The sequence below is a fragment of the Methylomonas koyamae genome, assembly GCF_019669905.1.
Taxonomy (GTDB): Bacteria; Pseudomonadota; Gammaproteobacteria; order Methylococcales; family Methylomonadaceae; genus Methylomonas; species Methylomonas koyamae.
In genome coordinates this window covers 129668-143545 of sequence record NZ_AP019777.1, presented here as the reverse complement: position 1 = coordinate 143545, position 13878 = coordinate 129668, and the positions used below count along the sequence as shown (strand labels likewise).

Sequence of the window (13878 nt, the reverse complement as noted above, 5' to 3'; positions counted from 1 at the left end):
GAGGGACGAAAGCATAACCTTGCAAACCAGCCATCCAGCGTCCCCGTTGACGCGAACCGCCCGCGGCGGCGCGGGCGGAAATGCGGCGCCATTCTAGCACCGCCGGTCTCGGCTTGGCAAAAACGCGACGCCGCCGAATTTCGGGAAAGACTCCTTTTAGCTGCCGGCTTTGCCCTGCGGCGAAATTTGGCATAATCTGAAGTTCCCGCAGCCGCCAACAGAGAGTCGCCGATGAAATTTCTGGCCGTGCACCCTAGCCCGCTGATGTATACCAAAGTCTTTCTGCGCCTGGAGCCTTTGGGCCTGGAACTGATCGCCGAAACCGCACGCCGCTACGGCTGCGAAACGCAGTTGATCGACTTACAAGTCGAGCCGGCGCCAGCCCTGTTCCGCCTGGTCGAAGCCTGGCGTCCGGACGTCATCGCGATTTCGCTGAACTATCTGGCCAACGTACCGGAAGTCGTCGACTTGGCCAAAGCCTGCAAACAACGCTTGCCGCAGGCTTTTATCGTGGTCGGCGGCCATAGCGCGTCGTTCATCGCCGACGAGTTGCTGGAACACGGCGAGGAAGCCATCGATGCGGTACTGAAGGGCGAAGGCGAATCCGGCCTGCCCTTGCTGCTGGAGGCAATCGAAACCGACCGCGCCAATGTCCACGCCGTACCCGGCGTAGTCACCACTCAGGGCCAAGGCCCGCAACCCAGCTTCGTCACCGACCTGAACCGAATTAGCCCGGCGCGCGACCTGCTCAGACACCGCAACAAGTATTTTCTGGGCATGCTGGACCCGTGCGCCTCGATCGAATTCTCCCGCGGCTGCCCCTGGGATTGCAGCTTTTGCAGCGCCTGGACCTTTTACGGCCGCAGTTACCGCACCCTGCATCCGGACAAAGTGGTCGAAGAAGTGCAGCGGGTGCGCGAGCCCGGCCTGTTCATCGTCGACGATGTCGCTTTCATCCAGGAGAAACTCGGCCTGGAGATCGGCGAAGCGCTGGCGCGCAAGGGCGTCAAAAAGGAGTATTACCTGGAAACCCGCGGCGACGTGCTGCTGCGCAACAAGGACGTATTCCGGCTGTGGAAGGAACTGGGCATGGCTTATATGTTTCTCGGCATCGAAGCCATCGATTCCGAGGGCTTAGAGCGGTATCGCAAACGCATCGACTTGAGCCGCAATTTCGAAGCGCTGGAGTTCGCCCGCTCGCTGGATATCAACGTGGCGATCAACATCATCGCCGATACCGACTGGGACCACGAACGCTTCCGCGTCGTGCGCGAATGGTGCAAGGAAGTGCCGGAAATCGTCAATATCAGCATCAACACGCCTTACCCCGGCACCGAAATCTGGCTGACCGAATCGCGCAAATTATCCACGCTGGACTATCGCCTGTTCGACATCCAACACGCGGTCATGCCGACGCGAATGCCGCTGGAAGAGTTTTACGCCGAACTGGTCGAAACCCAGCGCATCATGTTTACCAAACATATGGGCTGGAGCGCGATCCGCAAATTCGGTAAATCGGTCGGCCGCATATTAATGCGCGGCCAGACCAACTTCGTCGGCAACTTGTGGAAATTCGACAAGGTGTTCAACCCGGCCCTGCAACTGGCCGACCACCGCATGCCGGTCAAATACGCGATGAAACCGCCCGGCAACGGCGACGGCAAACGCGGCAAATCGTTGTCGAAGTCGCTGTACATCCACCAACCGCTCGGCCGCTCCGGCCGACAGTTGGACGACGCCTCCGAACGTTTCGTCGACCAAAGCCGCGGCGCCGAGCAAGTTACCGAAGGCTAACTGACGGCGTGGGGATGCGGACAAAACCGCCCGCGAACCGGGATTGCGTCTACTATTTGCCCAACCCGTCTGGCGTTAGACGGATTTTTTCCGCGGCCGGTCGGCCCAGGTTGCGGCGGCGATTCGCCGCCAAGCGTTTTTGCAACAAATAGCCGGGATTATCTATGAAACACAAAAAAACCCACGTCGGACTCGATGTCGAAGTCGTACTCAAACTTTCCGGCGGAGTCGATAAAAAGAAAAAGAAGATGAAGTTGTTGCTGCGGAAGCGACGCGGCAAGTATGGCGTGGGCACGCACGGTTCCGCGGCTTTTCAGCGCAAGACTTTGGGCACCACCGGTACCCGTCACGAATCCGAGCATGTGGTCGGCTACAACGTTTATGCCGAGGACCACGACCGCAAACACGGAGAAGGAAAGGTCATCGAGATGCAGGGGCTGGCTTACCTAGAAGTCAAACCCTTGCATCGGGCGCACCCCGGCACCGGGAGCGGCGCGGCCGCGGACATTTACCGCAATATCCAGCGCGGCATCCTGCAGGACGGCAAGTCGGACGTCAACAACAAGAAAACGGTGTCGTCCGCAGTCCAGTTCAACCAGCTCGAATACGCCCACTTGCCGGCCGACGCCAAGGGCGATGCCACGGATCCGGATTTCTTCATCGCCGACCTGAGCTACGAAGCGATGGTGAGAAACGGCAACAGCGTCAGTTTCTACGACGGCAACGGCCACACCAGTTTTCAGATTTCCCAGGTCGAACGCGCCGAAATGCTGCTGGCATACGAAATCCGCAAGACCGGCAAGTGGCCCACCCAACAAAGGATTGCCGAAGTACTCGAATATTGCGGACTGAAGCCCATCGTACAGCAGCAAACCGACAAGGTGACCGGCGAGAACATCGTGTTGTAGGCGGCAAGACCGTAAAGCGATTTGGTTTGCCGGCGCCGCAGGCGCGCCGTCAGACCCTGCAAACGGTCTGCGCCGCGTGCATGCTAAGCCTGACGAACCGGGCCACCCCCGGCTATACTTCATTCAGCGGTTACGGGCCGCCCGGCCCGCTAACTAGCTATCTGGTTTTATTCAAATGCGCAATCTACTGCTTTCGAGCAAGCGAGGTGAGACATGGCCGTACTTGTAACCGTACCTAAAGTCGCTATCGGCAATTCCGGCACGACCGCCAGCCAATTGGATTTTATCGTTTCGACGTCGATCGATTACGGCTTGACCCGGGTAGGCGGCCCCGTGCTGTACTACGACGACAACCCCGATCTGAGCGGCGTTCAGGAACTGTGTATCGTCGGCCACGGTTCTCCGGGGCAAATCGAAAGCCGCTCGGCGCTGGATATGGCGAACAAGCTGACCAAAGGCTCCAAAGCATTACCCGATAACTTTCGCCGCTTGATCATCACGTCCTGTTACGCCGGCGTTTTAGTCGGTAAAAAGCCCGGCACCGCAGTGATCGATGTGATCGCCAAAGCGCTCCGCGACCGCGGTTTGAAAGGTATCGAAATTTCCGGCGCGATGGGGCCGAGCATCAAAGCCAACGAGCTGGGCAACCGCTTCCGGGTAGTCAGTAATACCAAAAAGGCCGGGCCGATACAGAATAAAATGGTGCTCGATAAACACCTGGGAGTACCGAATCCGGATCCGACCCAAGGTCCGCTGCGATACACCGGCACCACCAGCGACCCCAAGCTGGCGGAGCAAGCTGCGAAAATGATGGCCAAGATTTCCGGCGAGTTTTACAAAGAATTCGTCGACAAATTGGAACAACAACGCACGCTGTTCGACGAGGAGCATGCCATGCGCACCGTGGTGAGCTGATAACGGCTGCCGGCGCAATCAACCGCTTGGTAACATCGAAGCGGTGATCGGAACTCCCGCCGCGTGCCGATGACCGCGCCGCCAGCACCTCGCGCGTTCGCTGCATTGACAGGGTTTTCGCGGCCGGACCACAATGTGGCGCGTTACCGGCCACCCCCAACAACCAAATCCAACCCCTAGCACAACAGGCCAAGCAGATGGATCACGAAAAACTCGCCAACCGAACCGAAAACGTTTCCATGGCAACCGGCATTGCCGCCGGTATCGCCGCCGCCGGCGCAGCCGTCGCCGCGCCCACCGGGCTGACTGCGGTCGGCGTCTGGTTGGGCATCGTCAGCCCGCCGTTAATCGTCACCGCCGCGCCCATCCTGGGCACGGTGGCGACGGTGGCCGGCACCGTTTCCGGCGCGACCTACTTCTACGCCAAATGGAAAAAGCGCGGGACCGTAGCCGGCCGGCCGGCTACGGAACAGACTCGGCAAGGCGATGCGGAACCGCAATAACGAACAAACGCAGCATTGCCAGTTGCGCCGATGACGCCGCTCGAAGGCTTACACGCCGACATCGACGCCAGGGTCGCGGCTATCCGCTCCGAACGGCCCGACTGGCTGTGCCGGCAAGGTTGCCAAGGTTGTTGCCACCGCCTGGCCGACATTCCGCGGCTCAGCCTGGCGGAATGGCGGCTACTCGACGAAGGGCTGGCCTTGCTGCCAAGCCAGATTTTGCGGGCGGTAGCCGAAGACGTTGCCGCGCTGGCCGAGCAAAGCGTCCGCCCTATCGCCTGCCCCTTGCTCGACCGCGCTAGCGGCAGTTGCCGAGTCTACCCCCAACGCCCGATCGCTTGTCGGACCTATGGATTCTACCTACAACGCGATAAGGGCTTGTACTGCAAAGACATCGAAGCCCAAGTCGACAATGGCGTGCTGAACGATGTGGTTTGGGGCAACCACGGTGCGGTCGACCGCCGGCTGCAGGCGCTGGGGGAAACCAGGGCATTGACGGAGTGGTTTGCGCAGCGGGAAGCAGTAGGATAGCGGTACAGAGTAAGCCGTTAGCCGCGCAGCCTCGGCATTTGCCGGAAACGCCGAGCCAATAGAGCCTGATAGGAAATGGCTATTGCGTTCGGATGTTGTCGCGCAGCGAATGCCGGTAAAACGGCAAAATTTTCGCTGCGCTGATACCCATTTCCTAACCTTCCATTCCGCTACCGGCTAACGTTCGATTGCAACGCGGCTGCCGGCTTTGTGTCGGCAAGCCCGGCACGACATAAAGCAAATATACGATATTTCGTACCCATCCCAGCGCATCCTGTTCGCTAAAGCCGGCGGTTAATTTTCAATTAGCCTGATAAATCAAGGGATTGTCCCGAATCGCGCAAGCTGGCACGCGGATTGACTGTTATCGGTTAAACGAAGCCGATCTTCGGTATTCGATAACCGTAATCAGGAGACAGCCATGAAATTATCCGCCACGTTAACCGCATTTGCCCTGGCCGGCCTGATCGCCGCCAATGCCGAAGCCGCCTCCACCGCCATCGACCGCGAGGCCTATTCTCACGACGCCGACAGCGGCGCGCACAACCCGGACTGGCTAACCGACCTGCCGGATACGCTGAAACTTAGCCAACTATCGCTACCCGGCACTCACGACACGATGTCTTTGTACGGCGGCGATATTCCGCAAACCCAGTCCATGGACCTGCGCGAGCAGCTCGAAGCAGGTATCCGGGTGTTGGACATCCGTTGCCGCCACGTCAACGATAATTTCCTGATTTACCACGGGTCCGTCTACCAAAAAGCCAGTTTTACCGGCGTACTGGATATCGTGCAGACGTTTTTGAAGCAGCATCCCGGCGAAACCGTGGTTATGCGAATCAAGGAAGAATCGACCGCCATCGGCAGCACCCGCGAATTTTGGCAAACCTACAATGCGATCGCCGGCAAATACCCCGACCTGTTCTGGCAGCCCGAGGCCGACTTCAATCCGACCTTGGGCTCGGTGCGCGGCAAGGTCGTATTGCTGCAAAACTTCGCGGAATGGACCCGGCTGGGTATCAATTTTAAGGAACTGGAACGGCAAGGCACCGCGCCGGACGATTGCCCGCTCAACACCAATTGGGACCTGTATAGCGTCTGGGAAAAGGCCAAAACGCAGTTCATGGCGGCGGCCAGCGGCGACCCGGACAAAATTTACATAAACCGCTGCCTGACCGGTTCCACCGGCGGTTTTCCCTACTTCGCCGCCAGCGGCAAAAGCTCGCCGCAAACCGATGCGCCGCAATTGATGACCGGCTTGACCACATTGACCAATCCCAACACCTATCCGGATTTTCCGCGGGTGAATTGCCTGGGCAAGCTGTGTTCGATCGCGTTTCTCGGCACCAATCCGTTGAGCAGTCAATATCTGGCCAATCTGCGCACCAGTTACGTGGTCTTGAACCAGGTTTACCAATCGCTGAATATCAACATGCGCATCAGCAAACGGGTGGGCATGGTAATGATGGATTTTCCGGGCAAGAGTCTGATCAACAATATCATCGCGATGAACAAATAGGCATTTTTTCAAACTCGGCCGAAGGCCGGCCGGCCTTCGGTTGCGGCGGCGAACTCCCGCCCGATCGCCCCTGCCGAATCTGCGGATTCCGGGCCGGGGCCGATTAATTTTCTATCCTGCGCGGTAACCGGTAAAATCGTTGCTAAGCTAAGCGCCAGCTTGCCGCAGGCGCCGGTAACCGATTCCACCATTCAGGGAGTTCCATTTCATGAGCAATACACAAACTCACGCCGAAGTTCTGGTTTTGGGCGGCGGCCCCGGCGGATACACCGCCGCGTTTCGCGCCGCCGATTTGGGCAAGCAAGTGGTTTTGGTCGAACGCCATCCGGTATTGGGCGGCGTTTGTCTGAACGTCGGCTGCATTCCGTCCAAGGCTTTGCTGCACGTGGCGCAAATCATCCACGAAGCCGAAGACATGGCCGCGCACGGCGTCAGTTTCGGCAAACCGCAAATCGATCTGGACAAAGTTAGAAGTTGGAAGCAGAGCGTCACCGAAACCCTGAACGGCGGCCTGGCCAAACTGGCCAAGCAGCGCAAAGTGACTGTGCTCCACGGCGAAGGCAAATTCGCCGGCGCCAACAGCCTGACGCTGACCAACGAGGCCGGCACCCAGACCGTGACCTTCGACAACGCCATCATCGCCGCCGGCTCGCAGCCGACCAAAATTCCCGGTTTCCCGCACGACGATCCGCGGGTTTGGGATTCCACCGACGCGTTGAATCTGAACTTCGTGCCGGAAAAACTGCTAATCGTCGGCGGCGGCATCATCGGCCTGGAAATGGCCACGGTTTACCACGCGCTGGGTTCGAAAATCAGCGTGGTCGAGTTGATGGACCAGATTATTCCCGGCTGCGACAAAGACTTGGTCACGCCATTGCAGCGCAAGATCAAAAAGCAATACGACAACCTGTGGCTGCAAACCAGCGTCAAGGCCATGGAAGCGACCGACGCCGGCATTAAAGTGACGATGGAAGGCAAGGGTGCGCCGGAAAACGAAACCTTCGACGCGGTGTTGGTCGCGGTCGGCCGCCGGCCGAACGGCAAGTTGATAGCCGCCGAGCAAGCCGGAGTTACAGTAGACGAACGCGGTTTCATTCCGGTCGACAAACAAGGCCGCACCAACGTTAACCATATCTTTGCGATCGGCGACATCGTCGGCAACCCGATGCTGGCACACAAAGCCACCCACGAAGGCAAAATCGCCGCCGAAACCATCGCCGGCCACAAAGCCGGCTTCGATGCGCTGACGATACCGTCGGTGGCTTACACCGACCCGGAAGTAGCGTGGATGGGACTGACCGAAACCCAAGCCCAGCAGCAAGGCGTCGAATACGAAAAAGCCACCTTCCCCTGGGCCGCATCCGGCCGTTCGCTGGCCCTGGGCCGTAGCGAAGGCATTACTAAAATCCTCACCGACAAAACCACTGGCCGCATTCTCGGCGCCGGCTTTACCGGCCCCGGTGCCGGCGAACTGGTCGCCGAAGCGGTGTTGGCGCTGGAAATGGGCGCCGATGCCACCGATATCAGCCTCAGCATCCATCCGCATCCGACCTTGTCGGAAACCTTCGCGTTCGCGGCGGAGATGATCGAAGGCACGATCACCGACTTGTACGTGAAGAAGTAAACCTCTGGCCGACCAGTTTTCGGAAAGGAATTCAGCGATGGCTTATAACCGCCCCTACGGGCTGGACGAAGTCCACCGGATACTGTGCGACAGCGAGCGCCGGCCGCGCCCCGATCTGGCGGCCGGGGTCGCCAAGCCCGGCCATGCCATCTCGCTGCACACCGCTGAGCGCGAGGATTTTTTCTCGCGCGGCGGCGCCAAACTGCCGGCCAAAGATTCGATTTTGCTCGGTTCGCGCAAGCATCTGATACAAGCCGTACACGAGGTGCTGAATTCGGTGCCGGGCCAAATCGAGCTGGCCAAGCTCAACGATCCGCAATGCCGGAAAGTAGAGATTCGCGGCGTGGTGCTGCGCAAGGGGCGGGATTTCGACGTATTTACCGTGTTCCGCCCCAAAGCCAAGGGCGCGCAAATGTCGTTCGACTGGCTATCCACCCATAAGGGTGACGGCTTCATCGTGCAATTGTTTATTCTGGTCTGCAAGCTGACCGATAACGGCCGCGAAGACATTCATATTCAAACCGCTTTTCCGGAAGATTACGCCAGAACCTTGGGCGACGATATTTTGCGCTGACCCGCTTCTGGGCCAAACGCCCCGGCGAATACTGCCGGTCAGCCGATTCTGTTGGATTTACCGGCGCGGGCCAGCAAACCGTTGCGGCCTTTTTCGGCCAAAGCCAGCATCTGGTAAGCCAGATCGTCGGCCACGTTCAATTGCTGTAAAGCGGCGCTGAGATGCTCGATAACTATATCGTAATGAAAATCGTCGAGGCCGAGTTTGACCAGAAAGCCGTGCGCCGGGCATAGCAGTGTCGCGGTTCCGCTATCCCGGCCGCCGGCGGTATCCGGCAAAAATGCAAAATCGTTGCCGCCGGGCTTGGCGTTGTTGCGGGCGAAAGCCACGGTAAAGTAATGGTCCAGCGCCGCCAGCACTTTTTCGTCCTTGCTGTTGAAGTTGCCGGCATAAGCCTTCAGATAGGCCTTTAGCGCCGCAGCTTGTTCGGCGGCCGGACGGGTGCAGAAAAAACGGTTGATGCGGTAGTCGTCGAGCATCTTGGCGTAAAACACGTCGACGATGCGGCCGACCCAATTGCCGTCGCTTAGAGCGGCGCGCATAGATTGGACTTGCGGGGCTACGGTTGCGCTCATGGTGGTCTCCTGGCACGGTTGCTGTAACCGTCGCCAGTCTGCCAGACCAGCCTTTGTTGTCAATGCCGCGCACAGATCTTATCCGGACAAAACCTGTGCACTCGATTGCAAGGCGGCAGCGGGCCGTTACACCCGGCGGCTCAATCCTTTTTCGGTACGTAACCGTCCGGCATTTCGAAGCCGCCGGCGAACAGGAATTTTTCGCGCTCGGCTTCCAATACCTTTTTCGCCGCCGGGTCGAAACTGGCCAGCCGGCGCTCGTTGATGATCATCGTCTGCATCGCCAGCCAGTCTTTCCAGGCCTGTTTCGAGACGTGCTCGAAAATGCGCTGGCCGTTCGGGCCAGGAAACGGCGGCGCATCCAACCCTTCCGCTTCGATGCCCAATTTCACGCATTTAACCATTCTCGTCATAAAAATCCTCGGGGTAATGTTGCAGCAGCAGGCGCTTGACCGGCGCCGGCAAGCCAAGTAACGCAAAGTCGGCGGCTTTATACCAAACCGCCCGGTCCGCTTCCATCACATTGTTTATGGGGTTTTCCAGCTCGGCCAGCAGCGGCGTGTAATCCAGGTGGTAATGCGAAAAAGTGTGGCGCCCGGCCGGCAGCGTCTGCGGTGCCTGTACCATGCAGCCGAGCCGACGGCACCAGTCGCCGACGGCGGCGATGTCTTCGAATTCCGGCAGGCTCCACAAACCGCCCCAGATGCCGGTCGGCGGCCGTTTTTCCAGCAATATTCGCCGTTCCGGATCTTGCAGCAGCAGCCAATAGGTCTGTTTTACCGGCAAGGTTTTGCGCGGTTTGGCTTCCGGCAATTGCCGGACCAGACCTTGTTGGCGGGCTTGGCAGCCGGCGGCGACCGGGCAGATTTCGCACAACGGTTTGCTGCGAGTGCACAGCGTAGCGCCCAGATCCATCATGGCTTGGGTATAGGCCGCGGTGCGCTGCGATGGCGTGTATGCCGTTGCGATTTGCCAGAGCCGCTCGGCGACGCGGGTTTCGCCCGGCCAACCGGTTACGGCGTGGTAGCGGGCCAGCACCCGCTTGACGTTGCCGTCTAAAATAGGCTGGCTCTGGCCGCAGGCGATGCTGAGAATGGCGCCGGCCGTCGAGCGGCCGATGCCGGGCAATGCGCACATGCCGGCCAGCGTCTGCGGAAATTCGCCGCCGCCGGCCGCGACGATTTGTGCAGTTTTATGCAGGTTGCGGGCACGAGCGTAGTAGCCCAGCCCGGCCCAGTATTGCAGTACCTCGTCCAATTCGGCGGAAGCCAGGCTCTGCACCGACGGGAAGCGCGACATGAAGCGTTCGAAATAGCCGATCGCGCTGGCGACTTGGGTTTGTTGCAGCATGATCTCGGATACCCAGACCCGGTAAGGGCTGATATCGCGTTGCCAGGGTAAATCCTTGCGGCCGTGGCGGTCAAACCAGGCCAGTAGCTGTCGTTGGAATTGGTCGGGAGACATGAACCTCGCGAGTGCGTGCTGCTGAAATCGGCGCTACGTTAGCACGAACCGGAGCCGGCCGCTTCAGCGTTATTTACCGGGGTCGGCCGCGCTTCGGCGCTACGGCGGCGCGATTTGTGGTAAAAATCCGCTATTTACCCCGCTTACCCGATCCGCACCAGGAGACGCTGAAATGCTGAAAAGTTATGGTTACGCCGCCTACAACCCGTTGACGCCGTTGCGTGCGTTCCAATTCGAACGCCGCGAACCGGGGCCGCGCGACGTGCTGATCGACATTCTGTACTGCGGCGTCTGCCACAGCGATTTGCACCAGGCGCGCAACGAATGGAACGGCAGCAGCTTTCCGATCGTGCCGGGCCACGAAATCGTCGGCAAAGTCGCGGCCGTCGGCGGCGCGGTCACTAGCTTCCGCGCCGGCGATTCGGTTGGAGTCGGCTGCATGGTCGATGCCTGCCGCACCTGCCAGGATTGCCTGGACCACCAGGAACAGTTTTGCGAAAACGCAGTATTTACCTACAACAGCCCCGATCCGCACACCGGCAAAATGACTTACGGCGGCTATTCGAACCAGATCGTGGTGGATCAGGATTTCGTGTTGCGGCTGTCTCCCGTGCTGGATTTGGCGGCAACCGCGCCGTTACTTTGTGCCGGCATTACCACTTATTCGCCGTTGCGGCGCTGGCGGATCGGCGCCGGCCACAGCGTCGGCATCGTCGGTTTGGGCGGCTTGGGCCACATGGGGCTGAAATTCGCCAAGGCCTTCGGCGCCGAGGCCGTGCTGTTCACGACCTCGCCGGACAAGACAGCCGATGCCAAGAGGCTCGGCGCCGACGACGTGGTGGTTTCCAAGGATACGCAAGCGATGAGCCGTTATCTGAAACGTTTCGATTTCATTTTGAACACGGTCGCGGCGGCGCACGATCTGGACCCATATCTGGCGTTGCTGAAGCGCGACGGCGTGATGTGTCTGGTCGGCGTGCCGGAAAAGCCACATCCGGCGCCGAATGTCGGCAATCTGATTTTTCAACGGCGTGCGCTGGCCGGGTCGTTGATCGGCGGTATCCGCGAAACCCAGGAAATGCTGGATTTTTGCGCCGAGCGCGGCATCGTCTCCGACATCGAGTTGATTCCGATGGCCGGCATCAACGACGCTTACCAGCGGATGTTGAAAAGCGACGTCAAATACCGGTTCGTAATCGATATGGCGACGCTGGCGCCGGCGCGCTAGCCCGAGTTATCGGTGGCACAGCGTTTCGCCCGGCGATGCTGGTATAGTTGTTCGCCAATATCGTTTAACCATTCAAGCTGGTAATTGGTCCTGTCATGAGTATGTCTGCCGCCGACGCTCCGATCGGCGTATTTGATTCCGGCGTCGGCGGTCTGTCCGTATTGCGGGCCATTCGCGCCGAGTTGCCCGCGGAAGATTTGCTGTATGTAGCCGATTCCGGTTACGCCCCCTACGGCGAGCGCGATGCCGGGTTTATCGAAGACCGCGCCGCCGCTATTGCCGGCTTTTTGCTGGACCAAGGGGTCAAGGCCATCGTCGTCGCCTGCAATACCGCGACTGTGGTAGCCATCGAAAAACTACGCGCCTGGTGCCCGCTGCCGGTAGTGGCGATAGAACCGGCGATCAAGCCCGCCGCGCGGATGACGCGATCCGGCGTGGTCGGCGTGCTGGCCACTCGCCAGACCCTGGCCAGCGCCAACGTGGCCCGGCTGTGCGCGGCTTACGGCCAGGACATCGAAATTCTGTTGCAACCCTGTCCCGGCCTGGTCGAGCAGGTGGAAAATGCCGAATTGGACAGTCCCGCCACTCGGGCTTTGTTGGAAACCTATCTGGCACCGCTACTGGAAGCCGGCGCCGATACCATCGTGTTGGGTTGCACCCACTATCCGTTTTTGCTGCCGCTGGTCAAAGACATCGTCGGTCCCGACCGGGCGATTATCGATCCGGCGACCGCGGTCGCCAAGGAATTGGCACGCCGGCTAGGCGATCAACGCGCCGCGGCTTTGCGGCCGGCCCCGGCCCGGACGCGTTTCCTGTCCAGCGCAGCGGGCGGGCGGGCGAACGCGGTAGTTTCGGCCCTATGGGGCTGCCCGGTCGAGGTCGAGCCGGTCCAGGCCAATCGCGACCGCCGGCTAGCGCCGGCTGCGGGGTGAATATTAACCAACCCGATGTCCCGGCCGCCGTTTTCGCGGCAGCGGTCGAGCCCAGGGCCAAGGCCTCGACGTATCCGCAACCCTTCGCCGCAAGGATGGCGGGCCGGGAGAAGCGCGCGCTCGGCGACTTGTTCGGCTTGACTAATTTCGGCGTCAATCTGACGACCTTGCAGCCTGGCGCCTGTTCGGCGTTACGGCATGCGCATTCGCAGCAGGACGAATTCATCTATGTGCTGCAAGGCCATCCGACCCTAGTGACCGATGCCGGGGAAACTCCGCTGGCACCGGGCATGTGCGCCGGGTTCAAGGCCGGCAGCGGCGATGCCCACCATCTGCTGAACCGAACCGAGCAAGCAGTGCAATATCTGGAAATCGGCGACCGCAGCCCCGCCGACTCGGCCCAATACCCGGACGACGATCAGCAGGCGGCGTGGATCGAAGGCCGTTGGCATTTCACCCACAAAGACGGGACGCCTTACTAAACCGAATCGGAACCGCCGCAGGCCACCACCGCAGCGAGATCAGGCCGATTTCGCCAGTTTGTTTTCGATTAAAAAACAATGTGTCTGTTTTTTGCGCTATTGTTAATTAAATAGGCCGTCCCTATAGTCTAGCCATGTGTTCAACTTTTGGAGTAGACCATGACTAACGTACAAAAAGACATTCTGAACGGCTTGGCCTTCATCACCGGAATCGTAGGTTTCTTGTCCGGCGAGTTCATTATTTCGTCGCTGTTGTTCGCCACAACCACGTTTGCCAGCAATATCAACATAAACCGGAAAAATCAAAAAGACTGACCGCTTGCGCCCGGCGCGGGTGGTGTCAACCGGCCGATCGGAGCCGCGGCGGCAAAAGCTTGCGCGAACGCTGCGATTGGCGGTATGGCTTGGGTGGGCAATCATTTACAATGCCGGCATGATTGAGACTACCGCTTGGCCGCGCTTAGTATGATGGCGGCCGCAAAAACCTATTTGAATGTGCCTTACGCGCAAAAGGACGCCGCGAAAGCGCTCGGTGCGCGTTGGGATGCCTCCAACAAAAAATGGTACATCCCGGCCGGCAAGGATCCGGAGCCCTTCGGCCAATGGCTAGGTGCCGCGGAACCAGCCGCTGCCAAGGCCGATTCCGCGACGCCGGTTGCGGCGCTGGCGGCAAATATCACCCAGCCGGCCGATAGCCACTTCGTCGCTTACGACGGCGACGAGCCGCCTTGGGACTGACCGGTGCGCTTACCGACAGCGGCAGGCTCGCAGCCTATGCCGCCACTGAATACCTGGCAGGTTATCCGCAGGCCACGGCAACAAATCCTCC

Annotated in this window: 16 protein-coding genes; 13 read left to right on the top strand and 3 right to left on the bottom strand. The window is 59.7% G+C overall.

All coding sequences use genetic code 11. The features are described from left to right. Nucleotides 1-231: 231 nt before the first annotated feature. The 8 genes from hpnR (at nucleotide 232) to MKFW12EY_RS00660 (ending at nucleotide 8368) form a co-directional block, all read left to right on the top strand. Nucleotides 232-1794, top strand: coding sequence for a hopanoid C-3 methylase HpnR (gene hpnR, locus MKFW12EY_RS00695; protein WP_054759457.1), 1563 nt, complete (start codon nucleotides 232-234; stop codon nucleotides 1792-1794). A gap of 164 nt (nucleotides 1795-1958) precedes the next feature. Continuing rightward, complete coding sequence (locus tag MKFW12EY_RS00690) at nucleotides 1959-2702, top strand: hypothetical protein (protein ID WP_054759454.1); 744 nt, start codon at nucleotides 1959-1961, stop codon at nucleotides 2700-2702. A gap of 213 nt (nucleotides 2703-2915) precedes the next feature. Continuing rightward, nucleotides 2916-3617, top strand: coding sequence for a hypothetical protein (locus MKFW12EY_RS00685; protein WP_054759452.1), 702 nt, complete (start codon nucleotides 2916-2918; stop codon nucleotides 3615-3617). 197 nt (nucleotides 3618-3814) lie between these two features. After that, nucleotides 3815-4120, top strand: coding sequence for a hypothetical protein (locus MKFW12EY_RS00680; protein ID WP_221053826.1), 306 nt, complete (start codon nucleotides 3815-3817; stop codon nucleotides 4118-4120). A gap of 30 nt (nucleotides 4121-4150) precedes the next feature. After that, nucleotides 4151-4651, top strand: a complete 501-nt coding sequence (locus tag MKFW12EY_RS00675; protein WP_221053825.1) for a YkgJ family cysteine cluster protein — start codon at nucleotides 4151-4153, stop codon at nucleotides 4649-4651. Nucleotides 4652-5072: 421 nt separating this feature from the next. Beyond that, nucleotides 5073-6170, top strand: coding sequence for a phosphatidylinositol-specific phospholipase C (locus MKFW12EY_RS00670; RefSeq protein ID WP_221053824.1), 1098 nt, complete (start codon nucleotides 5073-5075; stop codon nucleotides 6168-6170). A gap of 208 nt (nucleotides 6171-6378) precedes the next feature. Further along, complete coding sequence (gene lpdA, locus MKFW12EY_RS00665; RefSeq protein ID WP_221053823.1) at nucleotides 6379-7794, top strand: dihydrolipoyl dehydrogenase; 1416 nt, start codon at nucleotides 6379-6381, stop codon at nucleotides 7792-7794. Between the two features lie 37 nt (nucleotides 7795-7831). Continuing rightward, on the top strand, nucleotides 7832-8368 hold the full coding sequence (locus MKFW12EY_RS00660) for a hypothetical protein (protein ID WP_221053822.1): 537 nt from the start codon (nucleotides 7832-7834) through the stop codon (nucleotides 8366-8368). Nucleotides 8369-8406: 38 nt separating this feature from the next. On the opposite strand, the gene MKFW12EY_RS00655 is transcribed toward MKFW12EY_RS00660, so the two are convergent. From MKFW12EY_RS00655 to mutY, 3 genes are all read right to left on the bottom strand, one after another. Then, nucleotides 8407-8943: a globin family protein gene (locus MKFW12EY_RS00655; protein ID WP_221053821.1), complete on the bottom strand. Its 537-nt coding sequence runs from the start codon at nucleotides 8941-8943 to the stop codon at nucleotides 8407-8409. A 140-nt stretch (nucleotides 8944-9083) separates the two neighbouring features. Next, a complete protein-coding gene (locus tag MKFW12EY_RS00650; protein WP_054763375.1) occupies nucleotides 9084-9356 on the bottom strand; it encodes an oxidative damage protection protein in 273 nt (90 codons plus the stop codon). Continuing rightward, the gene (mutY, locus tag MKFW12EY_RS00645; protein WP_054763374.1) at nucleotides 9340-10407 is read right to left on the bottom strand and encodes an A/G-specific adenine glycosylase; all 1068 of its coding nucleotides are present in this window, start codon (nucleotides 10405-10407) and stop codon (nucleotides 9340-9342) included. Before mutY ends, MKFW12EY_RS00650 begins: the two co-directional genes overlap by 17 nt. 172 nt (nucleotides 10408-10579) lie before the next feature. On the opposite strand from mutY, the gene MKFW12EY_RS00640 reads away from it, so the two are divergent. The 5 genes from MKFW12EY_RS00640 (at nucleotide 10580) to MKFW12EY_RS00620 (ending at nucleotide 13787) form a co-directional block, all read left to right on the top strand. Then, the gene (locus MKFW12EY_RS00640) at nucleotides 10580-11635 is read left to right on the top strand and encodes an NAD(P)-dependent alcohol dehydrogenase (RefSeq protein WP_221053820.1); all 1056 of its coding nucleotides are present in this window, start codon (nucleotides 10580-10582) and stop codon (nucleotides 11633-11635) included. Between the two features lie 95 nt (nucleotides 11636-11730). Then, a complete protein-coding gene (gene murI, locus MKFW12EY_RS00635; RefSeq protein ID WP_245006401.1) occupies nucleotides 11731-12567 on the top strand; it encodes a glutamate racemase in 837 nt (278 codons plus the stop codon). Continuing rightward, nucleotides 12564-13049, top strand: coding sequence for a cupin domain-containing protein (locus MKFW12EY_RS00630; protein WP_280637632.1), 486 nt, complete (start codon nucleotides 12564-12566; stop codon nucleotides 13047-13049). The genes murI and MKFW12EY_RS00630 overlap by 4 nt, the downstream gene beginning before the upstream one ends. Before the next feature lie 159 nt (nucleotides 13050-13208). Then, nucleotides 13209-13364: a hypothetical protein gene (locus MKFW12EY_RS00625; RefSeq protein ID WP_172680373.1), complete on the top strand. Its 156-nt coding sequence runs from the start codon at nucleotides 13209-13211 to the stop codon at nucleotides 13362-13364. Nucleotides 13365-13514: 150 nt separating this feature from the next. Then, nucleotides 13515-13787 (top strand): DUF5710 domain-containing protein, encoded by a 273-nt coding sequence (locus tag MKFW12EY_RS00620; protein ID WP_342394026.1) that lies wholly within the window; start codon nucleotides 13515-13517, stop codon nucleotides 13785-13787. The last annotated feature ends 91 nt before the right edge of the window (nucleotides 13788-13878 follow it).